This window comes from Cupriavidus basilensis, assembly GCF_000876015.1.
Lineage (GTDB): Bacteria > Pseudomonadota > Gammaproteobacteria > Burkholderiales > Burkholderiaceae > Cupriavidus > Cupriavidus basilensis_B.
Genome location: NZ_BBQM01000025.1, coordinates 195,069 through 220,292, shown reverse-complemented (window position 1 = coordinate 220,292; position 25,224 = coordinate 195,069). Strand labels below are relative to the sequence as shown.

The window sequence follows — 25,224 nt, the reverse complement described above, 5'->3', positions numbered from 1 at the left end:
ATGACGATGAGCGAAAAGATTCGCGGTGCGTTTGGCAAACTGGTCGGCCGGCGCGTCGTGAGCGCGGGCGACCGCATGTTTTCCGACAAGCTGTTCTGGGCCAAGCTGCGGTTCCGCTCGGAACGCGCGCAATACTACTTCGACCTGGCCAAGCGCATCGATGCGACACCCGGGGAGCCGATTTCCAACCATTTCGCGAAGGACGCGACACGCCGCGCCGGCGAGCCGCTCGGGCGCCTGGCTGCGCACTGGCTCGCCCGCTGGGAAGGCCTGCACGGGGAAGCCCAACAAGTCCGCCTGTCGGAGATCTTCCGCGGCACGGTGCCGGACGAGGACATCCCGATTCTCGCGGTTGCCGAGCAGGGCGGGGACATCCGGGAGGGGCTATATGCCCTCTCGGAAAACCTGATCGCGCTTGAGGATGCAAAGACCGGCATCGCGTCGACGCTCTTCAGTGTGGGTATGACGCTGGTGATTCTGCACGCGTACCTTGCGCTGATCGCGTTCCTGGTAGCACCCGAGCTGGACAAGGCGTTCGCCGTGAACCTGCGGGTTGAAAACTACGGGCCGTTGGCGTCGGCGTACCACTATGGGTCGGCGTTCATCCGGCACTGGGGCTGGGCGGTGTTGCTGACCGAGGTAGGCATCGTGTATTGGATCGTGCGTGCACTGACGCGCTACACGGGCCGATACCGCGCGTGGTTGGACCGAAGGGTCATCGTGTTCGACTTCTTCCGACGCTTCCACGGGGCGCAGTTCCTTGCGGGGATGGCCTCGTCGACCCGGAAGTTTGGCACGGACGCGCGCAACCTCACGCAGGCCCTGGAGCTGATTCGCTCGACTGCGTATCCGTACCTCGCTTACCACATCGACCGGATGCTGCTCAACCTCGAATACTCGCCGAACGACGGCGGCAAGGTTTTCGACACGGGCCTGTTCGATAAAGCGACCAGCTTCCGAATTCAGGACGTTGCCGAGTACGAGAGCAACCTGTCGAAGATGCTGGAGTCGGTCTCGAAGGAAATGCTCAAGAGCACGCCGCGCGAGATGCAGGTGAAGGCCGGGCGATTCAACCGACGCGCCAGCATTCTGCTCGTTGGGCTGATGGTCGCGCTGGCTTATATGCCCGCTTTCATGATTGACGAAGTCAAGACCAATGCCCGTATCCAGAAGATGTCTGGATACATGGGCGCCCCTTCTACCCCCGCCATTCACCCCTAACCTGGAGAACCGAACATGGCACGCACCAAACAAGCCGGCACGCTGGCAGTCGACACGTTCAACCGCAACACGCCGGATCACGCAACCACGGCCCCGCTCAATGTCTCGGGGATGAAGGAAGGGCAGCGCAACAAGCGGACACGCCGGCAGTGGGGCGGCGTGCTCGATGACTACGGCTTTTACCTCCTGCTCGCGGGCCTGGCGCTGCTCGCCGGTCTCGTCTATTTCTCGCGGAACCAGACCGATTCGCAGGTGCAGCAACTGACCACCGAGCTCAACAGCGTGATCGGGAAGGTGAAGACATCGTACCGTGGCCAGTACGACAAGGTGACGATGGCAGGCCTCATCGGCAACGGCATCTTCCGCGACCTGACCACGATGACCGAGGCCAGCGGCAGCGTGATTCTCCAGCCCGGCGGTGGCACGCTTACCGTCGCGCCGTCGCAGTTGCTCAGTGCTAACGACTCGCTGCAATGGACGATTCCGAACCAGCCCGATGCTGCGTGCGTATCGATCGTTGGTTCGTACCAAGCCAGCGCAGGCAAGATCATCGTGAACAACACGGTGATCAAGGCGGTCGGCGCCACGATCGACCCCAGCAAGGTTTCGTGCTCGGGCGGCAGCAACACGATCAACCTGTTCACGTCGTAATCACATCGAAAGAGGGCCTGTTCTCGCGAGCTTTCGGACGCAGGCGCTATGCATTTGTGTCCGAAAATAGCTTGCTGCCACACCTGCCCGGTCATTCGATCGGGCATTTCCATAGGAGCTGACCGTGCTGCTCACGGACATGTCTTTCACGCTAATCGTGTCGTCCATCGCCTTGGCCACGACGATCTCGACCTCGAACAAGGCGATCGACGAAGCCCTGTCAATCGGGACGGGCCAATATATGGCCAACGTGGCCAGTGCGGCGAACACGTACACGTTCGACAACTTCACGGCGCTCGCTGCGAGCCCGGCCGGCTCGACAACCATGACGGTGGGGAGCGTGTCCGCGGTCGTGGCCAATCCGCTGCATCCGACGATTCAGGACTTCATCAACCTGAAGCTGCTCCCGATTGGCTACAGCGAAAAAAGCCCACTCGGCCTCACGTTCGCAATCGACCTGACGCCGACGAACTGCGCGGGCGATATCACGGGCTGCACGATTCCCGGGCGGCTGTACTCGACCACGGCATATCGGGACACGGCCGGCAATATCCGGACGGACCATATGACGCTGGCGGTCGAAACAGCAGGCGTCGACGGGGGCACGTCCTACGCCGAGTCGCCGACGGTGGTCACGGGGATGGCGGCGAGCTGGACCGCGCCCAATCCGCTACCCGGCTCGCCGGCCGGCGTGCTCATGATGCGCGTGGGAAATAGCTCGCTGCTGGCGCAGAGCATGAACCAGTTCTACAAACGCGATGGTTCGCTGAACCTCACCGGTCCGATGGATGCCAACAACCAGGCCATGAACAGGGTGGGCAACTTCCAGTCCAATGGCTCCGTCTCCGCAAACGGCAATGTGGCCGCGGCCGGCCAGGTCAGCGGCGGCACGCTGCGTTCCGCTGGCGATGCGTCGATTGCGGGTAATGCCAGCGCGAATGGCCTCTATGGCAACCGCATTCAGTCCTATGGTGACGCCTCAGTAGGCGGGCTGATGTCCGCGAATGCGGTGACTACGAATCAAGTCACAAGCTACGGAAATATTTCGGCAACTGGTTCAGTGGCGGCGAATGGGTATCTGTATGCGGCGGGCTCAATTGTGCCGTCTACCGGTGGCGGGCAGACGGTCACTGAAGGGCAGTGGTGCGGAGACCCTCAGGGGTCAATCCGTTCTGACCCTGCTGGGCGCGTCTTGTCATGCCAAAGCAGTGTATGGCGACTTGGTAGCGGAACATCGAGCGTAGCTGATGGCGTCGTCGTTGGCGGAGCGACTGTTTGCAGCAACTATTGCTATGTTGGGATCTGCGTCACGAAGGCGGGAGCCCCCGGACAACAAAGTCCCGTTGGCGGGTGGGCATGCGCTCCCGGCACCGAATTCATCCCGACGTCGACCGGGTATTTGTCGAATCCCGGCGGAAACGGTGGCTAGGCGGGAGCCGCTTGTTTTGGGGGAATCGGCAACGCCGGTTCCCCCCCCCCGTAACTCAGACAGGGCCAGTCGGGCTGGTGCACTTCAGGACAACGACGCCCGAGACGTCCCCGCTCGTAGGTGTCGGCATCGAGTAGCCGAGGGCAACGAGGGGATTCTTCGGGTCGCTGCCGAGTGCTTGGAGGTGAAAAAGAACTCCCGATGCCGAGCCGACGCCGTATAAGAGGGTGCCCGTGATCGTGGCCGTTGCATGGGCATCCGACCCGATTGCGATATCGAGCGTCAGAGTCTCGATTCCGGGGAAGGTGATGCCGATCACACCGGTGGCGGAGTTCAATTTGCCCGGGGCAAAATTACCGCTGGTCGCCGTTGGTGAGGTGGCGGCGATAGCCGTGCAATTCGCCTTGACCGTCGGTGCGCCGCTGAAGTCCGCATTGAGTGCTAGGGGCTTGCCGACCACATAGTGCGCTCCCTGGTTGCTGTTCAAGCTGCCCAGAATGTTGCTCGAACCATCGGTCCATCGACCGATCGCATATTCACCGTTACCGGAAACATCGACAACCTTGCCGGAGGACAGCGAGATCAGGCTGTTGGCGTCCGGGCCGATGGTGGTGTATGCGCCTTCGCTCGTGGTCTTTTGGAATGAAGCCACAAAGGAATTCGCGGCGATCGATTGTTGCGTCGAACGCGTCGAAGTCTCGGTCGACGGCACGAAAACCACGGCCAGCGGATCAGCGGTGACAGCCGGGGCGGTGCCCTGGACGGTGATCGCCGGCGCGGGCGGAGGCGTCGTCGTGGCCGGGGCCGAGGCGGCCGGCGCATCGCCACCGCCGCCGCCGCATGCGGCCAGTGCGAGGACCGCGGCTGCGGCAACTGCGGAGAACGCGAACTTGGTGCTCTTTTGCATTTTTCTTTTCCTATTGAGTTTCAGGGCTTTGGCGCATTTCTGTAGCGCTTGTACTTAGCTTACCGACTTGGCCGGGAAGTCAAGTCCGCGCGACGCCCCGACAAATAGTTGAGCGCGCAAAGACCCCAACCAATCCACATCGGCAGAAATTGGCTGATCTTGAGCCACCAGGGAGAGGGGTAGCCGCGCGCGAGTTTTCTTGGCAGTGGAAGGTGAGCGGGTGGAGCAGATGTTCGTGCTGAGCATCGCCGCGTACAACCTGGTGCGGATGCGCTCGTTGGGACAGATCCGCCCGCAGTTGCGGTGATCGAGGGACTGACGCTGGAAACGGGCCTCCCGCCGCAAGAAAACTCAATGCGAGGGCTTGCATCTTCCGGATTATGAAATCCAGGCACACCTGCCCGCACCAGCGAAAAATTCTGCATGTGTGCGGGGAGTACTTCCGCAGCCTGCTAGGCGAGGAGCATCGGAAAGCTATGAAGGCTTGCTGTGTCGGTCGCCAGAAGTGGAAATTCTGATTTGCGGTCGATCGCCTCAGCGAATGCTTGGCCGACAGCCATGGGGAAATAGCGGTGATGATCTAGGACGTTGGGATCGCGCCCCCATACGACTGCTCCACTCATTTTCGCGTAAGCGTGTCCACCAAAAGCAGCGAGCTCGCAAACGTCGGTGCAGTTATTTTTCTGGATTGGACAGTTCGCCATGCATGAAGATTCATGCCCATGCGTCTCTCGGCACAGAGTTCGTTTAAGGTAATGCCAGTCTGGCTCCAGTGTCTGAGTTCGTTCCACGTGGGCGAAGGGAGGCCAGGCACGCACGTATTGCACGTATCAACGGCCACGGCTTTCATATTTTCCCGCGCTCACTTCATTGAAGGATATAGTAGGGTTAGGTAACCAGTCAAAGAGCCGTCCATCCAATATAAATGAAAAAATATGAACTCCACCAATTTACAGATCGACACGCTTTTTCTTCTGGATCGCAATGTATTGTCCGTCATCAAAGTCGCGATCGCCGGAAAGGAACAGAAAGGGAATAAGGAGCAACGGATGCTCGATTTTCTTCGGGGAATCGACATGCCTCAATACGCCATCAGTCCATTGCCATCGTTGATGGAGGGCGAACATGGACGCGAAGACAACGTGACCGAGAAAACAATGCAGCTTGAGAAGGAAACGGAAGCGGTCTCCCGTTTTTTCAGGTCTGCGCGTACAGACTCCGAGTACCTTAAGTCTGCAAAGGATATGTTCGCTCAGCTCTTTGCGGGACTTCGGGAAGCCGACTGGGACGCGCGCGCAGCGTTCCGGACGAAGGCGGCACCTTTAATCATTGAACCGGTCGCACCAGCTGCGCGCAGGGCCGTCGAAGATAAGTTCGCTGAACTTGCAATATCGGGCGGGCTGAAAAGGACTGACGGCATCGTGGTTCTGTTCGTCGCCTGCTTGTACGGCAACCTTGATGCACGCAAGATGCTGAAGCCTGCAAAGCCAGACGCAACGTATAACGTGCTGAGCGACGTCCACCTCATTCCGAGAATCGCGCTTGTAAAAGCTGTGGCAAGAGAATTGCCAATTCAACTCAGGGTTCGCTTTCTCACTCTAGACGGTGGTCTAGAACAGGTGCTCGATAATGTTCGGATTGTCCTGCCTGAAGTCACTGGCGGGAGCCAACTGCAGATGCAAGTGAGGTATCTGCCTCCGCTGTTCACCGAACTGAGCGAGGACGACGCCATCGACTTGCTCAACAGGCTCAATACGCCCGCACAACCGGGTCAGGCTACTGATCCAATGCGGGCCGAGTAATGCACAGTTAGCCATACTGCGAGGTACCGAGCGCATCAGCGCCGGCGAACCGGTTGTTGAACAAGGGGGCGCGGCAGAACGGATACCTGCGACGTTTAGCGCCCGCTTCGACCGGAAGCTGTCGTCGACTGTGTGTGCCGCAATCGCGCTTTAGGGGGGCGGCAGGATATGCCGATATTGCCTGCGGAGGGATATGGTGCAGTCAGGCCGCCCGGCGAAGCAGGAACCGGCCGAAGGTACTCGCGCCCCCGTAGGCATCCCCTTATTTGGGGCGGAGGAAATATCAATCCTCGGGAACTTCTTAAGCACCAGGTCGGAGAGCTACCTACTTCGCTTTGCCGAAAAGCTCCTCGAAGCCGGTTTGGCAGATGTAGAGCATTTCTTTCGGGTCGATCTTGCGGTCTTCAGGAATCTCCACCGCATCACGGATGGTGTCGTTCACGTCCGAGAACAGCGCTTTGGCGCCTGCATGAATGGACTTGCGTTGTGGTTCGTCCAAGGTTGCTTCGAGACGCTTCCAAGTCGGGACGAGGTCGCTTTCGATCACCGTATTGAAGAGGTACATTGCATCGTAGATGTACAAGACGTCCTGCGCCCGTTTCTTCGAGACTCGGTCATCACGGATGAGGAGCTTCTGGACCATGAAGCTCACCGGATTCGGAACGCGCAGGTTTGCTACAGCCTCACTAACCCCCGATTCCTCCGCAGGGATTGTTACGAGCCACGGTTCATGCAACAGCACGTCGAGATGGCGCAGTTTTTGTGCGACGACACCGGCGTTGAGTTCAGTTGCATCAACCTCAAACTCCTTCGTTCGTTTGTTACGCCGCTTGCCGCTGCCGGTCAGCGGCGTGAGAAATTCCGCGTAGAATCCGTTGGCCTGCTCCCCCAACGTATAGCGCATTGCCGGCGGTCGGAAACCACCTGCGAAATTGGGCTCTTCTTTAAACCCAGCGCCCTCGAGCGCTTTCTTGATATCACCCTCGAGGGCTTCCTCTCTGCCATACGCTACATCAGCGTCCTGGGTGAAGATCGCACCGTACTCGGGATTGATGGCGCGAGGCTCGTATCGGTATAGCCGGTAGGCCCACCCCCCAACAAAGACGATCTTCGAGCGCCAGGGCTCAAGTGTCATGGCGAGTTTGCTGAATTCGATGAGGTCGCTCACGCGCTTTCTCCGATGACGTCTGCAAGAATCCCATGTTCCAATTCAGCGGCCTGCTCAGCGCCGCGTGCAGGGTGAGCCGAAACGTCGAGCCAAGTCTGGAAGATATCAGTAACCCGGATGCCGTCACGGAGTACACTGCCGCGCTGCAGCGATTGTGGAAAATTAGGTTGTTGAAGGATCAAATCAGGGGATTCGCCTTCCCGGGCACGGCGCATCTGGTGCCATTGTTCTGCCACAGTCAAGTTCGGAACCCAGACTGTCGGTGGTATGCCGCGAACATGGCCGACACCAAGGGCGCTCGCCGCGGCGAACATTCCAAGAATGCCGTGCTCCTTCTTTAAGAGCTTGACGATCTGATCGCTAGCCGGAGCTGGTGATAGGAATTTCATGGTTACCGCGAGCGACGGAGTCTGGTACGCCGCTTTCCATCTCTCCGCCAGTTTACGTCGCCGCACAAGCGTTAGAAATGGCCTGGACTCGATGAGACCTTCTTCTTTCAAGGCGTTCACCAGCCGTGTGGCTGTCATCTTGGAGACGCCTGCGGCATTCGCAAGGTCGGTCGCCGTGCGATAGCGAGTCGCATCTACACCGATCATTCCCTCGCGTTTAATGTCGACCGCCAGCAGGAGCTTGAGCATCCACTGGCTGAGATCCGAAAGCACCAATCGCGGTGGTGCGCTGTGGCTGGCCCAGTGGGAAGCCAACTGGGTGTTGCGCTGTTTGGATCGATGTAGGCCCGGGAAGTCAACGTACTCGGTCCCATCTCTCGACAGCAGGGCGAATGGCTCGCCGTCACCGTACTGCTGGTGAAAACTCACAAGACGGTCGACAAGTGTTGGCGCTGTACTGTTCACCCAGATCAGCACAGCGGGACGCACTCGTTGTTCCTTCGCGTGCAAGCGGGCCTCCAGTAGCCCCTGTGCAAACGCAGCAGTGAGCCGGTCTGCGCGTCCCTCATTGAACAACTTGAGCACCGCACAATAGGTGTGACCGCGATCACTCGTCAGGAAGACGTCCTCCGGATTCTCCGGCGATTTAGGCTCCACCAGTCGCCAACCGGCACCCTCAAACAGGTCACGAAAGGCATCCCAAGCGCGAAGCTCAGCGGGGATGTGCGATAGAGGATTCATGTCGTAGTCACTTGGCCGTGAGGAATAACTTGTCCGTGTTACATCTCACGGCCATGTTACTACGGTGCCGAATTTCCTTCAACCAGCGCCCTTTGCATAGCGCGGAGTTGCTGCGCAGGGGCCGGAGGCTCACGCACGCGGGTGGGCGGGCGGGCGGCGCCAGAGTACTGGCAACTGGCAGCTCAGGAGATCCCGGTTAGCCTGACCGGCGGCGCTGGCGTTTGCGCGTCAGCGCGGTCCCAGCCTTGAGGTCGGAGCGGCGTACTACTGGCCATCTGTGGTACCGGCTTGGGCGGCGAGCCGGTTGGCGCTGGCGTCGCCTCGGTTCGAGCTGCCTGGTGAGCCAGCATGTGGACTCTGGCGTCTTGCGCTCTCCGGGCGGTGCCGGTGCCGGCAGTTGGTTGCGCCGCAGGCCGCGGTCGACCGGCGGGGATGTGCGGACGCTAGCCGGCTCGCGAATGAACGGTTCGCACCGGCGTGACGGCAACTGGTGGGCCTGTCCGTGGGTGGTGTTGTAGTACGTGTTGAGTCGACGTTGGGCGCGTGCCTGGCCCGCGCCGGCATGCTGGCAACTGACGGCTCGGTAAAACCCGGCAGCGCGGCCGCCGCCGGTGACCTGGACCTGCCAGGGAATTCTGAGCAGCGCGAGCGGGGAGGATGCCAGGACACGCTGCCACAATGGCCGCAGCCAGAAGCGGCCATAGATTGCCCAGTTTGGAATCGCTCGCTTACGGCCGTATGCAAGCGTTCCGATATGCTCTTGGCTTCGAATGGCAACGAACAGTCTAGACCACTTCATGCTGACATTTTTCAAGAAGCGACAGCCGGCTCAACATCCACGCCTGTTTCAGCTTTCCATCCATGTCAAACGCGGTGACAACCGGGAAATGCCCTCGGAGTTAATTGGCGCCTACGTACCAGTCTTTGCCTCAGGCACCAGCCACGAGGTCGCCGCCCAACATGCGGTAACTGTACTTGTCGACCGTGGCTTCGAAGTCGTCGAAATCTGCGACGGAAAGATCCATGAACTCGACCCACACCAATGGGATGCTTTTGTCGATCAAGCCTGGCCGGAGTTCGCCTCGCAATTCCCTAGCCAGAGCAAAGTTTGTCGAGAACTCGCTGAGGGATTTCTATTCGTTGGTCCATTTGCTGGTTACACCACCAGCATGCCGTCCGACCGCTAAGGGTCGGTTGCTCCTCGGCGGCGTCCTAGCTAGCGCTGGCGGAAGTAGGGGGCCGACAGCGGTCCGCCGGTGACCTGCCTACCAGGACCGGGGCCGGCCAGTAGGGGTCACTGGGGGTTCCGATCTGTTTTGTATACATACTCGATGCAGGCGCGCTACCATGCACCTTCGCAGAGGGCACTTAATAAAACGTCGAGAATACGAATGTTTGGGCAGTCTAAAGGGCAAAAGACGCCGGCGACGACGAGCACCGGCAAGGAAGATTCGGAGCGAGCCTCAGCAGCAGGCTGCCTGGACCTTAACCTGCTAGTCCCCATCCTAAAGGTGATGGAACCGGCCGATCCCTCTGATGATGTCTTGGTCCTCGCTCGCGACGATTCGCCTGTCACGAGGCCGTTTGCGGCGGACTTGATCGTCATGTACGCAATCGACTTGCCAACTCACTTCCGTTTCGTTACCTATCGAGAACTCACGGACGCCTCGATTTCAGAGGAAGAGTTGTATGCAGTTGCCCTTCGCAATTTGCCTATGCGACTACCCGAGATTGAGTTTCATGGCGAGGCGCCTCGCTACATGGTCACCGCAGGTGGGAATTTTGAGGCGACGTTGTTGCTCTTGGAATCATTATGGGAGCAGATCGAGGAACAGATGCCCGGAGAAATTCTCGCTGTGGTTCCCGCGCGCGATTTGCTGTTCGTGTCGGCTTCTGGATGGGATGGCGCGCTGCCATTCATGCAGGAGATGGCTAGCAGAGATCTTCCTGAGAAACGGTACGCGCTGTCGAGATGCGTGCTCGCCCGTCGTGACGGAGAGTGGGTTCCTCACGCTCTTGCGGATTAGTTTGCCGGCTGCCGAATACAGCAGACTTCCGTCGCAGGCCACCAGGAATCATTCAGGTGTGCTCGTTGCCACAGGCCAGACACAGAATCAAAGGGGCAATTGAACAGGCTATGACTGTACAAACCAAGTCTGAAGCAATCAATCGTGCCATCCAACTTGCTGCAGCCCAGGGCAACCAGGTGAAGGAAATCAGTGATGGCTGGTCGGGAGCCGAGCAGGTTGTCTACATGGCCGGACGGCTCACGGAGACATTGCGCGCCGAGATTGAAGCCGGGATCCCGGAACTACGGTACTGGAAGTCCAAGCGAACACCTCAAAATCCAGCGGATGAGGGTTTTATCTCCACCGCACCCATCGTCGGCCTGTCGTTTCCGGCTTAGGGCCGCGGGGCTGCATCCGGCCATGAACCGTCATTAAAAGATAAGATCTGAGCGGCCGATATAGGTTGCACGCGTTCAGTCGGCCTCTAGACTCTCGGTGACAGGTTTGCCTGAGAGAGCTGACGTTAGGGAAGCCTGACGAGTACCCTTGCTTCCCTTCGGCGGCTTCAGGCGCGTTGGGATTAGCCAGATCAACTAAGAGTAAACATGACGCGCGTTCGTCGCCTTGAAATTCGCAATTTCCGCTCGATACAGACGCTTGATTGGACACCGTCCAACGGCGTGAACTGCCTTATTGGCCCGGGTGACAGCGGCAAGTCGACCATCCTCGATGCCCTCGACCTGTGCCTTGGAGCGCGGAGGAGCGCGCCTTTCGGCGACACGGACTTCTTCGGCCTGGACGTCACCGGGACAATCGTGATTGCGGTCACGCTCGGCGCACTACCCGACGCGCTGAAGAACATTGACACATACGGAGAGTTCCTTCGCGGATTTGACCTCGGCGCTGGGCTACTTGAAGACGAGCCGCGTGCAGGTTTGGAAACGGTTCTGACGCTGAAGCTCGAGGTCACGGGCGACCTCGAGCCGAGTTGGACACTCTATTCCGACCGAGCCGCTCACCAGCAACTGGAACGGTCTCTGGTCTGGAAGGACCGCAGCCTCCTAGCACCAGCCCGAATCGGCACCTACGCAAACACGAACCTTTCTTGGGCTAGGGGCTCGGTGTTGAACCGGCTCACGGAAGAGCGCGCGAACCTTGGCTCGGAACTCGCCGGCGCGGCACGCGCCGCCCGGGCCACCTTCGGCGCGCAGGCCGGCCCTCAACTCGCCCAGACCCTGCAAGTGGTAACCCAGACAGCTACCGGCCTGGGCGTAGCCGTCGGTGCGAGCGCTCAGGCGCTACTTGATGCTCACTCAGTGTCGATCGGCGACGGTGCTATCGCGCTCCATAGCGAGACCGGCATTCCTCTGCGGTCGCTGGGAACGGGTTCGGGGCGGCTGCTTGTCGCGGGGTTGCAAAGGGCCGCCGCCGCCGCCGCCACCGTCGCCCTGGTAGACGAGGTCGAGTACGGACTTGAGCCGCACCGGCTCATGCGACTGCTCGACTCACTCGGGGCGAAGGACGCGAGCCAGCCACTGCAGGTCTTTATGACAACCCATTCACCGGTGACGCTCAGGGAACTCGCTGGCAACCAGCTTTTCGTCGTGCGCCAGCGTTCGGGCATCCACACGGCCATATGTGCCGGTACAGACGACGGCATCCAGGGCACATTGCGCAAGGCGGCCGAGGCCTTCCTGTCCAAGTCCGTCATCGTCTGCGAAGGCGCCAGCGAGGTCGGATTCGCTCGCGGGATGGACCAGTGGTGGGTCCACTGTGGCGCGACGTCATTCCTGGCCCACGGAGGCTCATACGTGGACGCAGGCGGGGGAAGCCCCGATCAATGCTTCACACGGGGAGAGGCGTTCCTCAACTTGGGCTATCGCGTCCTCGTCTTCGTCGACGCGGACAAGCCTATTTCAACCGTCGGACTAGTTGAGAGATTCGTTGCCGCTGGCGGCCAGTACCTCACGTGGCGGCCCGGCTTGGCACTCGAGGACGAGTTATTCCGCCATTCAAGCGATGACGCGGTGCACGCACTGCTGAATAAGGCAGACGAGATGGTCGGCCGCGAGCTCATGGCCGAGCACATCAAGTCGAAGTCAAACGGACAAGTCACCTTGGATGCCATAGAGGCCGAACGGCTGAATGGCGGCTACACACCTGCGAGCCGAGAATTGCTCGGACTTGCCGCTCGCAATAACAAGAACGGTTGGTTCAAGTCATTGAGCGGTTTCCAGGAAATCGCCAAGGACATCGTCGGTCCCCACATAGCGAATGCAGAGCCGGGCTTCATCGAAGTTACGAACCAGCTCTGGGGGTGGACGAGTGCCGCCGCCTGAGATTGACATCTTCCAGGCGCGCCTAGGCTCAGTTACCGCCCCAGCCGGATGCGGCAAGACCCAGCTCATCGCGGATGCATTGAGTCTGCACGCCGACAACAAGCCAGTCCTGGTGCTGACGCACACCAATGCTGGAGTCACCGCTCTACGCGCCAGGCTCCAGCGTGGCGGCGTCCCAAGCTCAGCCTACAGGGTGTCGACCATCGACGGCTTCGCGATGCGGCTATCGGCCAAGTTTCCGCTCCGAGCGGGCCTCGACGCGCGCGTTCTCGAACTGGCCAACCCGAATGCCGACTACCCTGCTATCCGAGGTGCCGTGCAAGGGCTCCTGCAGGCCGGTCACATCAGTGACCCCATAACCTCGACATATTCGCGCTTGCTGGTCGACGAGTATCAGGACTGCAATGCCGCGCAGCACGCCATCGTCTGTTCCATCGCGCAGACACTGCCCACTTGTGTCCTTGGCGACCCGATGCAAGCGATATTCGGCTTCCGCGAGCCACTGGTCCACTGGGAGCGCGAGGCTCAGACCATGTTCCCGCCCATCGGCGCACTGCAGACCCCCTGGCGATGGCGACTCGCAGGCATGGACGCGCTGGGTGCCTGGCTACTTCAAGCCCGCGCATCATTGCAGGCTGGTCAATCTGTGGACCTGCGTGGGGCACCGGAGGGAGTCCAGTGGGTTCAACTAACCCAAGGCGCGGAATTGCAGCAACGACTGGTGGCCGCCCGGACGGAAGCGCCAACCCGAGACGGCCGCGTTCTGGTCATTGGCGACTCCATCAATGTCAATGGTCGGCATCAACTCACCATGCAGACGCCGGGTGCCACCTCCGTCGAGGCGGTCGACCTGAAAGACCTGGTGAACTTCGCCCGCCAGTTCGATTTGACGAACCCCAACGCGTTGCGAAAAATTGTCGAGTTCGCGACTTCACTGATGACCGGGGTGGGTGCCGCAAACTTCCTCACGCGAGTCGAAACGATACGAGGCGGCCGAGCACGCATCCCTGCGACGCCTGCAGAGGCCGCAGCAGTGGCGTTCATGGCGGCTCCCAGCCACACGACTTCAATTGATCTGCTTCAGTCCCTCGCGGACCAACGCAATGCGCGTGTCTACCGACCCGAGGTGCTGCACTGCTGTATCTCAGCGCTGAGGGCGGCCGGGGGCGAAGTCGGGTTCGTTGGCGCGGTGATTCAGACCCGCGAGCGAAACCGCCAACTGGCTCGGCCGCTGGGCCGGCGAGCCGTTGGAAGCACGCTTCTTCTGAAAGGGCTGGAGGCTGACGTCGTGGTCATACTTGAGCCCGAGCGCATGACTGCACAACACCTCTACGTGGCTCTGACGCGAGGCGCAAGACGAGTCGTAGTTTGCTCGTCGACGCCGTTGCTAACGCCTGCCCCGGGCCGTTAGCGAACGCTCATTCAACAGTCACATTCAACAATCGAACTCACCCTCTCAATGGCGGCTGTCGGACCCTCGACGGCCGCTCCTCGCTCCAAATCGGACGTGCGCTATCGGACATCGAGCTTCTGCTCCCGCTACCAACTGACATTGGCGATCGAGACTCGAGCGGCTGCAGTGGGTTGCGTCAGCAGTCCTTCAATCAACCCGGCAAAGCCGCCCGCGGCAATGGCAATATGGGAACGCGGCTCGCCAAACATCCAGCCTCATTGTGAGCTAGGGCGTGGCCGCTGGCGGGTTCGGGCGTTGAGTCCCCGGTGTGCATGCGTCGGCGGTTGATCGCCCCGCTGGCCCTAGTCGGCCGGAGCAGGCGGCGCGGTAGATGCTAGCCAATTCGGGCGCGTTTAGGATTCGCAGACGTGCTGGAAACTGGCGGCACTGTAGACGCTGGTCAGCCAGAGCGGCCCCGCGGGCGGCTGCGCACGTCAGCGCGGTTCCAGCCTCGCGGTCGGCTCGGCGTGCTGCCCGCAACTGGTACGTTCGCGACCGGCTTTCAGTGGAGTTGCATGGCGCAAATGCGCTCATGCCTCGTACGACCGATACGGGTCACGAGAATCCGACCGATCGGATGCCTTCCCCTCAAGTTGGCTTACCGAACAGGCGCTGAAGTTCATCATGCAGCGATGCAAGCTCGGGGTTGTCGTGCGCTATGGCATTAACCAAACGGGGAAGAAAGGCCTCTTCGCTGCCACACACGAGGCCAGCGAGCCAGTACCGGGCATCTTCGTAAAAATCTAGCCAACGAGCTAGTTCCATAACTGGATCATACGTGGGTCCTTTTGCATAGAAGTCCCACTCCCACTCGTCGCCGGAGAAGCTATCGAGCACTTTCCCCGGCGCCCATGTTTCAACGAAGGCGGAGGCATCTGCTATCCAGTCAGGCATGGACAGCAAGTCAACTGCTTCTCCGTTACGAAACACTGTCAACGGAATATTCGATGGGAACACGATCCGATTGAAGAGGGATTTTGAAAGCACCCCCGGGGTATCCACAAAAACTCCACGCTGTATTTCAATGCGTTTAAAGAGCGGCGGGGCCAGCAGAATACGCAGTCCCTGGTCGAGAAGCCGGTTTATGTTTTGAAAGTACACCACGCCTTGAGTCATCGATCCCTCTTGGCATGCGAAGAACACGGCAACCTCGGGATCCGGGGTGAAGTCGAGCAAACTGGTCTTGAAGCCGTAGTGCTGAGCAACTGACACATAGCTCGATGGGGGGAGCCGTAGCCCGGCCATGCCATGGCCGACAGTGGCGGTCAACCGTGAAAATGCGTCAGTGAGGTGAGAGGCGGCCGCCCGCTCATTCGGAGATACCCTAGCGATTGATGTCTCAATATCCCATGATTCGTCACGCATACCTCTAAACAGCAAGGGTCCGGCTAATCCACCAAAACCCGGTTCAGTCCCTGGACTATGGCAACATTGGGTCTGGAGTCCCTTCAGGAAAATGAACGCCGCCTCCGCAGACTCCACTGCGATTGTCATTTGGCCAGCGGCGCTAGTGATCACGGGCGCTGAAGGACGGAGGGTAGCGAAGGTACTCTTTAGTTGAGAAAGGGCTGGCAATTCTGAGTCGTAAAAAAACTCAAATGGGCCCAGTCTCCTCCCCAACGCGCTTTTACGACGGCGAAGCTCTGATAATGTCTCGATTCCACTCATTCGCATCTCCCGGCCGCGCGTTTTTGGCGCTGCGCTTTTCGTCCTCTTGATACCGAAAAGAGGCCAACGTCGGTCTTGAAGTCTACTTATATTTGGAAGTAGAAGCTTTCTGTTGTGTGTGGAACCCCACGTTGACTACGACGCGAGACGAAATGACCCCTTTAGGATTGCTCCATCGTTCGCTTTGGGTCGTCAACTGCCCCCGCGCCCGGCGTTCGTCCCCGTCTCGAGGTCGCGCGCAGACCCAGTGTGTGGCAGCCTGCCACGCGCGCGGGGCAGGGCCTGCTCCAGCGTGCAGGTATTCGGCGGCATCGAAGATTCCTGCCAGTCTGGCCGGCGCTGCCGGCGCCAGCGCGCGTTAGCGTACTCCTCGCATCGAGTTTGACTAGGCGGCATGCTGCTGGCGGTTGGTAGTGTGGGCCCTGGGCGGCCAGCCGACCGGTGCCGGCGTCGGCTCGGCTCGGGCTGCATGGTGAGCCGGCATGTCGGTGCCGGCGCTGGCGTCTTGCGTTCTTCGGGTGGTATTGGTGCCGGCAGTCGGTCGCGCCGCTGGCCCCCGCCGGCCGGTGGGCCTGTCCGTGCGTGGCGCTACAGCGAGTGCGGCGGCTTGGTCGGGAGCGTGCCTGGCCCGCGCGGGCATGCCGGCAACTGACGGCTCGGTAAAACCCGGCAGCCCGGCCGCCGCCGGGGGCCTGGACCTGCCAGGGAATTCTGAGCAGCGTGAGCGGGGAGGGTACCAGGACACGCTGCCACAATGGCCGCCACCGGCTACAGCCGGACTTCCGGACCTAACCTCTATATGGCTGGTTCAGGCTGTACTCGGCCGCTTGCAGCCTGAGAGTCGAAAGTCCACCATCGCAGAGGGCAGCCATTCGCGGTCATCTATGTCTCCTGACGTCTTGCCGTTGGACACCGGACGCTCCAGTGTGGCGGCGCAGTCGGCGGCAAGCTAGCGACACCTATTGGTCGACGCGGCCGGCGTATCACGCTGCATAGCGGCCGACCGCTTTTGGCATGGCCCGCAACTTGATAAACACCAGCCGGCATGCTGGTCAACGTGGCCAGCGCCCGCGCTCAAGCGGTTTTATCCTCGCCGGGGCCGTTGAACCCACCGGCCTTGCGCGGGACATCCCAGAAGGTGTGATTCATGTTGTGCTCGATCTCCCTAATTTGTGCCACGGCATCTTGAGCATCCTCTTTGCTGATCTTGCCGGCCTTGGTCAAGTCCCGAATTTTGGCAAGCAATTCGGTCCGTTCCTCAAAGCGCCTGCGATTCAGCTTCAGCCCGTCAATGAACATCTTGGCGGTCGCACGGAGGATCTCCGGGTACTTCTGGCAGAACTCGACTGCGGGGCGCAGAGAGTCGGTCACGTCCACCCAATTCGGGTGATGGTCTGCAAGTCGGTCGAAGTGCGCCGGCGCGATGATTCGATCGTCAGGGATGCCCGTTCCGGCGACGCCGATGTCCCGATACACCTTCCTGGCCAACTCCGAGCAGTATGCGAACTTCTTGGCCGATTTCTTGGATGGGAGGATCTTGTAAGGTTGCGCCAGGTAGAACGAACACGCGCGCATGATGTGATCGGTGTTCTCCGGCCCAACCGACGTATGTCGGATCACGCGCCACCCGGGCTCAACATCGGCAAGGACGTCAGGAATGACTCGATTCGATGCGCCGACCTTCGGGATCGCGTCGATGCAGATAAAGTCAGCATGCACGATTGCGACGTGGCTAGACCTCGCGTCCTTATAAAGGGCCTTCTGAGCCTGCGCGAGGGCTAGGTTCCCTGTCATCAAAATGAGGTCGCCAGTCTGGAACCACCCATCGAGCGCATTAAGCCCACGCGAAAACTCGTTCTCTTGCCCGCGCATCATGGCCAGGTGCAGGGCAGTCTGATGAGCCGGAATGCCGCTCATCCGCGCCATGGTCTGCAGCATAGCATCGGGCATGTTTTGCAGTTCTTCGGCGAACTTGGCAGCCTTCTCTTCAGTAGAAATTTTCCGGAACAAGTCAGCTGCGGCCAAATTGCGAGCCGCGTCTCGAATCGTATATTGTTGGGCCATCGGCCTTGTCTCCTTGGTTGAGCCAGCGGCGCACCAAACCGCAGCGGTGGGCTTCGCTTGCATAGCCCCACGATGTGGGGCGGATCAACCGCAGATCAACCCCGCCGCGTATACCTTCCGTGAGCTGCTAGCTGGGAGTGTTTGCTGTCGGTCGCCGATGCATCGATGTTGTTCGCGCCTCGATGAGGGAAATGAGCGGTACACCATGAAGTAGGATGGCTGGTATCGACTGACCGCAACCGGTTGCGCAGAGGCCAATCCGAGTGACGGTGCGTGTGACAGCAATGGGTCGATAGTGTTGAAAAACTCGATACCCATGGCGCGCGCACCGTAATCGCCAGAAGTCGACCTCTCAGATCGGCTTGTATTCCACGATCGACCGACGGTTGAGGGGTAAGGTACCTCCGGAGACGAGCAGAGAACGGCTGCCAGCGAGTTTTTCAACACTATCGGCCGTCAGCGGCCCTTCGTGCCCGGAGCTCGTCCCCGTCTCGAGGTCGCATGCCGACCCAGTGTGTGGCAGCCTGCCATGCGCGCGGGGCAGCGTCGGCTCCAGCGTGCAGGTAGTCGGCGGCGTCGAAGATTCCTGCCAGCGTGGCCAGCCCCGCCTACGCCAGCGCGCGACAGCGTACTCCCTGCATCGAGGTTGGCCCGGCAGCATGCTGTTGGCAGCTGGTGATGTTGGCCCTGGGCGGTCAGCCGGCCGGTGTCGGCGTCGCCTCGGCTCCTGCCTCATTGTGAGCCCGCATGCGGTCGCTGGCTGGTTCGCGCGGGGCTCTCCCGGGTTGCGTATGCCGCCAACTGGTGGGCCTGCCCGCGCGTGAGCACCGCGTCAGCCTTGCGTGGTGTTGCAGTGCCGGCGATCGCCAAGTCGGGCGCGTGTCGGGTCCGCATCGGCCCGCCGGCGTCGGGCGCTCATAGTTGAGGAAGACTTTCGTCACTGTATCGCCCTCGCATCAATCGTCGAGCACGTCGAAGTCGTCTGCAGCATCTGCGAAGGGATCCGGCAGAAGTCGGCGGGAGACGAAGACGCCTACGAGCCTCGCGTCCGGGAAATGCTCGCGCAGGTGCCGTGTGACGGCGGCGTAGTGCGCGCCAGTGGTGAGCATGTCATCGAAGATGAGGATCACGTCCGGTTGTGCGTCCACTTTTCCAGCCACCGCATCGAAGGTGAGGTCCTCGTAAAGCCGGTCCGGATCTCGTTTCTCCTCGCTCTTGTGGCTAGCAGCGTAGGCGCCGCTGAAGGAAAGGCAATCGCGGATGTCCAACTCGGCGCCAAGGCGGCGCGACAACTCCTCCAAGACCAGCAGCATCCTCGGGTCGTAGTCCGCGTCCGTTTTCGCCTTGGACGATGGGATCGGGATCAGCGCGACAGAATACTTCTCCAGCAGTTCTTTCCACTTCCAATGGACGGCGAAGGCCTGTGCGACCTGCTTGATCGCTTCCTGCTTGTAGCGCCAATCCGGTTTGCCGCGTCGGCTCATCCCCTTCTTCAGGTTGCTGATGAGCTGGTTCGTCGGCGAGAAATCCCATAATTTGCCGCTGGTGTGCTTATGTGGGGTGTACTCGCCCCAGAAATAACATTTGTCCTCAGCAGGGAGGTGCTCGTGGTCCGGCCGCTCAAGCTCTCCGACCAAGGTTAGGCGCCTGGGCATCGGCATGGCTACGCCATGACTCGGAGAATATCGTCGAGTTCACGGACGCGGATCGCACCGAGCTTTTCATACTTCGCTGGCCACGTAATGGCCTGGTTGTGGAAGTTGCTCTCCAAGATGAACAACTTCCGCCCTTGCTTCAGGGCGGCCTGCGCCTGAATCAAAGTACCGGACGTCTCGCTGGCTTCGATGATGACCGTCGCCTCGCTGAGCGCGGACATGGTCTTATTGCGCTCAGGGAAGAACAGTCGGTTCCACTTCGGCGTCTGTGCACTGTATCGCAGCACCGGCACTTGGCTGATGAGCAAGTACTCGGATGCGATACGGTGCTGGAGACACTCGTTCTCCTTCGGGTAAACCTCGGAGATTGGCGTGCCGATGACAGCGATCGTGCGCCCGCCACATTCGATGGCGGTCTCGTGCGCGATAGTATCGACGCCCTGCGCAAGCCCCGACACGATGGTGAAATCGTGTTCGACGAGACCACGCACGAGTTTCCGCGTGCGACGTGCGCCCTCATCACTGACCTTGCGGGTCCCTACTACCGCGATGCGGCGCGGCGCTTCTGCGAGCTCCCACGAGCCAAGGAAATACAGAAGTTCGACTGGCTCGATGGCTTCGCGAAGACGGGAGGGATAGTCGTGCGCACCGTTGATCCGTACCCCGAAGCGCTTGATGCCGCGGCTGGCCAGATGTTCCACCACCTGATTCGCGGTACGCTCGGCGACCTCGACCTCCACCAAGTCGGACGGCAGGCTGCCCGGGTGTTCCCCGAACAGATCTGCCAGGCGTTTCATGGTGGAACTGGGCTGCTGCCACAAATACTCGTACGCCCCGATCTCGATCCGCGTGTCAATTGGCTTTTCCGACAGAAAGTCGGCTACGGTGCTCATGGCGCTCTCAATTTTGTGCCTCTGATAGCCCAAATATACCGTACCTTACCGGTTCGCCCTCCTGTCGCCTTGGGCATCGGGCATCGGGCACTGGGCGACCAAGACCGTTGACATCCACCTCCCCCTCTCGCTGATGCTCGCCGGCCGAGGCCGGAAAGGGGGGGGGAGAGTTCCTACTGCGCCACGTGATGCTCTACGTAGTCGTTTGTCTGGTTTGGTCTATGAGCGACGACAATGACATTCGGCACCCCAGCATTCGGCGCAAGCTGTGGAGCAGTGCGCTATGGTCGCCGTCCACTTTGCTGGAAGCTGTGGCGTTGCTCCCATTGAGATCGTCCGCTAGTACATGGAACACAGCCGACGCCACATTAACGGCCGTAACGGACGCCTTCGGCGTCTGCGCTATCCTTCCTCGCCCTGAAGGACGAGGCCTGCCGCGCCAAGGGTCATCACGCTCGCGACCGTACGCGAACCCCGTGATGCCGGATCCTATCTCGAATCGGCCGCCTGCTGTCAGGCCATTTCATTGGCAGCTTCACCAGCCAGCGCGACTTCCGTCTCGTCGGTCACCATGCTTTCCGCTATCGTAGCGTCGGCTTCGGAAACCATATCGCCCAGACCGATGACGACCGTGATATTTGGTGTCCAGTTCTTGCGGTCGGTGCTGACCTCGGCAAACGTGGTCACCGTTGCGGTGTAGCCCTGCGATCTGAGGTCGTCGGCTAGCCGATGCGCTCGCGGTTCCAGCGCCACCTTCGGATTGTCTTCGCTGATTTCGAGTACCAGTCTGGTCTCGAATTCTTCCTTGCCCCTCTGGATTGCCGTTTGCATTGCCTTGAGTTGCTTATTCGCGAGCGCGACGAGCTTGCTGTATCGGGATTCTTCCTGGCTGGCGCGCAGTGCCTTGGCGGCGTTGATGATTTCGGTGCGGTCCACGAACATGATTACCTTTCGAGGTGAAGGGAGAGGAAGCACGGGCACCGCACGGGCTTGACTTCAGGAGTCAACTTTTCCGGGATGCGGCTAGTACTGTATAAATATACAGTACCAACCTACTAACCGGCAAGGAGTAAGCGAAAGTGCCTGGTAGCAGAAGATCTGGTGAATCGCGCTACCGTTGGCCATACGGAATCGCGCCGAGGGATCGGTACTCAAGCGTGACCAGTGGCCGAATGATTCGACTGCGGCGCGAACCGTTGGAGAACATGGTGGACCATGCTTTTTGCCAGTTCCTCCTCGCCGAAGAAGACCGTTCCGATTCCCTCCTTGCGCAACATCAGTGACTCGTCTTCATTGTGCGTGCGCATCACGATCTCGATTCCCGGGTTAAGGGTGCGCGCCGTGTCGGCCATCTGGCGGACATTGAGCGAATCGGGCATTGCCACCACGAGCATGGCCGCGTCGGCAATGTGGGCCTGAATCAATACCGAAGGATCCGCAGCATTGCCCCACACTGCCACCATGCCCTTCTTGCGTAAGTCCTCAACCAGTTCCCGGTTCTGTTCCGCCACTACATAGGGGATGCCGCGGGCGTCTAGTGAACTAGCGATCCGCTTGCCCACCCGACCGTAGCCCACCAGCACGACTTGGCCCTCCAGATACTTGCGCTCTGTGGTCGTAGGCAGTTCGGCGTAGGGGTCGCCTCGTTGCTCCAGACGGCGAGCCAGTTTCGAGCGTCGGAGTACCCATCGGCGCAGCGGCTCGATGGCTGCGAAAAGCATAGGATTCAGGGCAATAGAAATGAGCGCGCCGGCCAGCACCAGGCTCATGCCTTCGGCGGGCAGCAGGCCAAGGGAACGTCCCAGGCCGGCCAGGATGAACGAGAATTCGCCGATTTGCGCTAGGCTGGCAGAGACAGTCAGCGCGGTGTTGAGCGGGTAGCGGAAGGCCAGGACGAGGGCCAATGCCGCAATGGATTTACCGAGGATAATGATGGCCACCACGCCGAACACGTGCACCGGCTTTTCCATCAGGATAGCTGGTTCGAACAGCATGCCCACCGACACAAAAAAGAGAACGGAAAAGGCATCGCGTAGTGGTAGGGATTCTTGAGCGGCTCGATGGCTGAACTCAGATTCCCGCATGACCATTCCGGCGAAGAATGCTCCCAGAGCAAAGGAGACGCTGAAGAGCTCGGCTGCACCGTAGGCAATGCCAATGGCGCCAGTGATTATCGATAGGGTGAACAACTCGCGTGAGCCCGTACTCGAGATTTGCCACAAGAGCCAGGGCAGCACGCGGCGGCCAACGATGAGCATCAGCGCAATGAAGGCGGACACCTGCAACAACGTCTGCCCAATGGTCGTCCACAAGGGTCTCGATTCGGCTGGCGGTACCGCCACGGTGCCGCCCAGGAAGTTGGTCAGCGGCGGCAGCAAGACCAACACCAGCACGGTGGCCAAGTCTTCGACCACCAGCCATCCGACCGCGATGCGGCCGTTCATGCTCTCGAGTGCGCCACGTGTTTCTAGGGCCTTGAGTAGCACCACGGTACTGGCGCATGATAGAGCCAGGCCGAAAATCAAACTGCTGCCCCAACCCCACCCCCACCACCACGCGACCAGCAGGCCCAGCACCGTAGCCAATGCCATCTGCAGCAGGGCACCTGGTACAGCGATGCGTTTAACTGCCAAGAGGTCATTGACGGAGAAGTGCAGGCCGACACCGAACATCAGCAGCATGACACCTATCTCGGAGAGCTGGGAGGCCAGACGCACATCGGCCACGAAACCGGGCGTGCTGGGGCCGATGATGATTCCGGCGACCAGATAGCCGACCAGCGCCGGTACCTTGACTCGCTCGGCAAGGAAACCAAGCATCAAGGCGATGCTGAAGCCAGCGGCGAGCGTGGTGATCAGGGGTATGCTGTCTTCCATTCAGGGGCCGCGAAAGTTGAGTGAACGGGGTCCTCGCGGCCGCTGCAGCGGCAGCCGTGGCTTGTACCGCGAATATCACGAACTCGACCACGCAGCACAAGGATATCGCATAGGCTGCTGACGCCACGGCTGCGATGTCATTTTCATTCCGAATGGGGTATGCGCAGCGCGGCGTCACTGCCTGAGCAGTGGCGAGTAGCTCTATAACAGCCCACATGGAGCCGCGATCGCACGGCACGCACATCAGCACTGGGAGCGCTTTGCGGCCGATAATGCGGCCGCGTGTGGACGGCCGGCATCGGCATTTGTGGGCTTGGCCGGCCTGGTGCCCTCTGGGTGCGACGTCCGAGCCGTCAAAGCGGCGTAGCCGTGTGACTTTGACCCCTGGGCGCGGCAAGCTTCGTCCTTCAGGCCGAGGAAAGACAGCGCGGACGCCGACGGCGTCCATCACGGCTGTTAGCGTCGCCCCGAGCGACATCGCGATCGCGCTGAGCCGGTTTCTGGGCGTGCCGGTGGAATCCGTTCCTGCCGATCGCGCGCAGGCCCATTTTGATTGGCTGGGCGCGATCTTCGGTGCCGATGCGCGGCTTCTAGTGCGCGCACGCGTTCGCTACTGGGCTGGGAGCCGACGGGCGCGGCGCCGTTAGAAGACATTGCCGCAGGCCAGTATCCCGGACGTTGAACGAAAGGAAGGGTTACCGACTAGCCTCTACCCGCTGCTCGCCGAGCAGGGCCAGCTTGCGCGAGCCGGCGAAGATGTCGCTCGGCTTGAGCCCATAGACCTGCCGGATCGAATGGCTGAAGTGGGTGGAATCCGGGTAGCCGGTATCCAGCGCCACGTGCGCCAGGTTGGAATCCTGTGTGACGTAATGCAGCAGGCTGCGCGCGCGCTTCCAGGTGCGGAAGCTGCGGAACGGCGCGCCCACCTCTTCCTTGAACAGATGCAGGAAGCGCGAGAACGACAGATGCGCCGACGCCGCGCAGGACTGCGCCGTGGCCGTGTCCGACGGCGCGCCGCGGATGCGCTCCACCACTGCCCCGATGCGGGGGTCCAGCGCGCGCCGCGCCAGCGCCTGCCCGAAGAAGATCTGGTCGAAGCTGCCGGCCTGCAGGTCGAGCGCCTTGCCGTGCCGGCTGAGCCAGGCGTGGGCCTGGCGCACGTGCCGGGCGAAGGCGGCGTCCTCCACCGGCCCGGCCTGCCCGCGGATCACGGCGGGCAGCCGCGCCGGGTCGATGCTCTCGGCCTCCAGCCCGATGTCGCAGATCATGCGGTCGTCGCACGCGACCGAATGCGGCATGTAGGCCGGCACCACGGCGAGTTCGGTGGCGTCCCAGCGCGTACCGTCCAGGCTGATGCGGATCGGCGCCCGCAGCGCCACGTAGATCAGCAGCCCGCCCATGGTCCGCACCGACGGCGAACCGAGCAGGCCCGCATAGAACAGCCGGTCCGGCGTGATCCACATCACCCGGCCGCCGCCGTCCGCGGCGCGGGGCGCCGGGGTCGTGGCTGGCGGGCACGCAAAGCCGCTTGCCTGCATCTGCATGTCCTTTGTCTCCTGCCGGCGCCATCCGCGCGCCCGTGAGCGCATCGTTAGTCCGGCTTGTATGGGGCAGTAGTCTGCCTCTCTCATCGGGAGGATATCTGGTAGCTACCTGATAGCTATCAGGCGACTTCGGGGAAATCACACCGCCGGAATCATCGTAATGTGACTGTTGGAGCTGGCGCAACTCGAATTTCTGGAATGCTCTCCCCGCCTTGAACACTGCGGTTTGCCGCGCCATGCCAGACCAGCGCGTGAGCGATCTGCCAGCGTCGTGTGTCGCAACAGTGTTGCCGACGGCTGCGTCGGGGGGGGGGGGACTACGCCGGCGGACCCGAAACTGGTGGATCTGATGGTCCTATATTCCCCAGAGTCGCCCGCCAACGGCAGTCATCGGCTACCTGGACATTGAAATGCA

19 protein-coding genes are annotated in these 25,224 nt (G+C 60.8%); 9 read left to right on the top strand and 10 right to left on the bottom strand.

Annotated elements, in window-relative coordinates; translation table 11 throughout:
- From KF708C_RS28260 to KF708C_RS35115, 3 genes are all read left to right on the top strand, one after another.
- Positions 1-1,221: a pilus assembly protein TadE gene (locus tag KF708C_RS28260; RefSeq protein ID WP_156174006.1), complete on the top strand. Its 1,221-nt coding sequence runs from the start codon at positions 1-3 to the stop codon at positions 1,219-1,221.
- 15 nt (positions 1,222-1,236) lie between these two features.
- Entirely contained in the window at positions 1,237-1,872 is a 636-nt protein-coding gene (locus KF708C_RS28255; protein WP_082080033.1) for a type 4 pilus major pilin, read from the top strand.
- A 124-nt stretch (positions 1,873-1,996) separates the two neighbouring features.
- The gene (locus tag KF708C_RS35115; protein ID WP_082080030.1) at positions 1,997-3,301 is read left to right on the top strand and encodes an adhesin; all 1,305 of its coding nucleotides are present in this window, start codon (positions 1,997-1,999) and stop codon (positions 3,299-3,301) included.
- A 55-nt stretch (positions 3,302-3,356) separates the two neighbouring features.
- Here KF708C_RS35115 and KF708C_RS28245 read toward each other — a convergent pair whose 3' ends face one another.
- Positions 3,357-4,208: a hypothetical protein gene (locus KF708C_RS28245; RefSeq protein ID WP_059414539.1), complete on the bottom strand. Its 852-nt coding sequence runs from the start codon at positions 4,206-4,208 to the stop codon at positions 3,357-3,359.
- 935 nt (positions 4,209-5,143) lie between these two features.
- On the opposite strand from KF708C_RS28245, the gene KF708C_RS28240 reads away from it, so the two are divergent.
- Entirely contained in the window at positions 5,144-6,010 is an 867-nt protein-coding gene (locus KF708C_RS28240) for a hypothetical protein (protein WP_059414537.1), read from the top strand.
- Positions 6,011-6,335: 325 nt separating this feature from the next.
- Here KF708C_RS28240 and KF708C_RS28235 read toward each other — a convergent pair whose 3' ends face one another.
- Entirely contained in the window at positions 6,336-7,178 is an 843-nt protein-coding gene (locus KF708C_RS28235; RefSeq protein WP_059414535.1) for a GSU2403 family nucleotidyltransferase fold protein, read from the bottom strand.
- On the bottom strand, positions 7,175-8,308 hold the full coding sequence (locus KF708C_RS35110; protein ID WP_082080027.1) for a helix-turn-helix domain-containing protein: 1,134 nt from the start codon (positions 8,306-8,308) through the stop codon (positions 7,175-7,177). Before KF708C_RS35110 ends, KF708C_RS28235 begins: the two co-directional genes overlap by 4 nt.
- Positions 8,309-9,105: 797 nt before the next feature.
- On the opposite strand from KF708C_RS35110, the gene KF708C_RS36130 reads away from it, so the two are divergent.
- The 5 genes from KF708C_RS36130 to KF708C_RS28215 all read left to right on the top strand — a co-directional run bounded on the left by KF708C_RS36130 (position 9,106) and on the right by KF708C_RS28215 (position 14,067).
- Complete coding sequence (locus KF708C_RS36130) at positions 9,106-9,495, top strand: hypothetical protein (RefSeq protein ID WP_156174005.1); 390 nt, start codon at positions 9,106-9,108, stop codon at positions 9,493-9,495.
- Positions 9,496-9,699: 204 nt separating this feature from the next.
- Positions 9,700-10,335 (top strand): DUF1444 family protein, encoded by a 636-nt coding sequence (locus KF708C_RS28225; RefSeq protein WP_059414531.1) that lies wholly within the window; start codon positions 9,700-9,702, stop codon positions 10,333-10,335.
- Between the two features lie 110 nt (positions 10,336-10,445).
- Positions 10,446-10,715 carry a hypothetical protein gene (locus KF708C_RS36125; protein ID WP_156174004.1) on the top strand — a complete coding sequence of 90 codons (270 nt, stop codon included), beginning with the start codon at positions 10,446-10,448 and terminating at the stop codon, positions 10,713-10,715.
- 207 nt (positions 10,716-10,922) lie between these two features.
- Entirely contained in the window at positions 10,923-12,656 is a 1,734-nt protein-coding gene (locus KF708C_RS28220) for an ATP-dependent nuclease (RefSeq protein ID WP_059414529.1), read from the top strand.
- Positions 12,592-14,067, top strand: coding sequence for a UvrD-helicase domain-containing protein (locus tag KF708C_RS28215; protein ID WP_059414527.1), 1,476 nt, complete (start codon positions 12,592-12,594; stop codon positions 14,065-14,067). Before KF708C_RS28220 ends, KF708C_RS28215 begins: the two co-directional genes overlap by 65 nt.
- Positions 14,068-14,697: 630 nt before the next feature.
- On the opposite strand, the gene KF708C_RS35105 is transcribed toward KF708C_RS28215, so the two are convergent.
- The 7 genes from KF708C_RS35105 to KF708C_RS28185 form a co-directional block, all read right to left on the bottom strand.
- Positions 14,698-15,777 (bottom strand): FRG domain-containing protein, encoded by a 1,080-nt coding sequence (locus tag KF708C_RS35105; protein WP_197090439.1) that lies wholly within the window; start codon positions 15,775-15,777, stop codon positions 14,698-14,700.
- Between the two features lie 1,074 nt (positions 15,778-16,851).
- The gene (locus KF708C_RS28210; protein WP_059414525.1) at positions 16,852-17,841 is read right to left on the bottom strand and encodes a hypothetical protein; all 990 of its coding nucleotides are present in this window, start codon (positions 17,839-17,841) and stop codon (positions 16,852-16,854) included.
- Positions 17,842-18,797: 956 nt separating this feature from the next.
- Positions 18,798-19,478, bottom strand: a complete 681-nt coding sequence (locus KF708C_RS28205; protein ID WP_156174003.1) for a hypothetical protein — start codon at positions 19,476-19,478, stop codon at positions 18,798-18,800.
- A gap of 26 nt (positions 19,479-19,504) precedes the next feature.
- Positions 19,505-20,389: a DNA-processing protein DprA gene (locus KF708C_RS28200; protein ID WP_059414522.1), complete on the bottom strand. Its 885-nt coding sequence runs from the start codon at positions 20,387-20,389 to the stop codon at positions 19,505-19,507.
- Positions 20,390-20,902: 513 nt separating this feature from the next.
- Complete coding sequence (locus KF708C_RS28195) at positions 20,903-21,331, bottom strand: hypothetical protein (protein WP_059414520.1); 429 nt, start codon at positions 21,329-21,331, stop codon at positions 20,903-20,905.
- Positions 21,332-21,540: 209 nt separating this feature from the next.
- Positions 21,541-23,265, bottom strand: coding sequence for a YbaL family putative K(+) efflux transporter (ybaL, locus tag KF708C_RS28190; RefSeq protein WP_059414518.1), 1,725 nt, complete (start codon positions 23,263-23,265; stop codon positions 21,541-21,543).
- Between the two features lie 695 nt (positions 23,266-23,960).
- Positions 23,961-24,809: an AraC family transcriptional regulator gene (locus tag KF708C_RS28185; protein WP_370552870.1), complete on the bottom strand. Its 849-nt coding sequence runs from the start codon at positions 24,807-24,809 to the stop codon at positions 23,961-23,963.
- Positions 24,810-25,224: the final 415 nt, after the last annotated feature.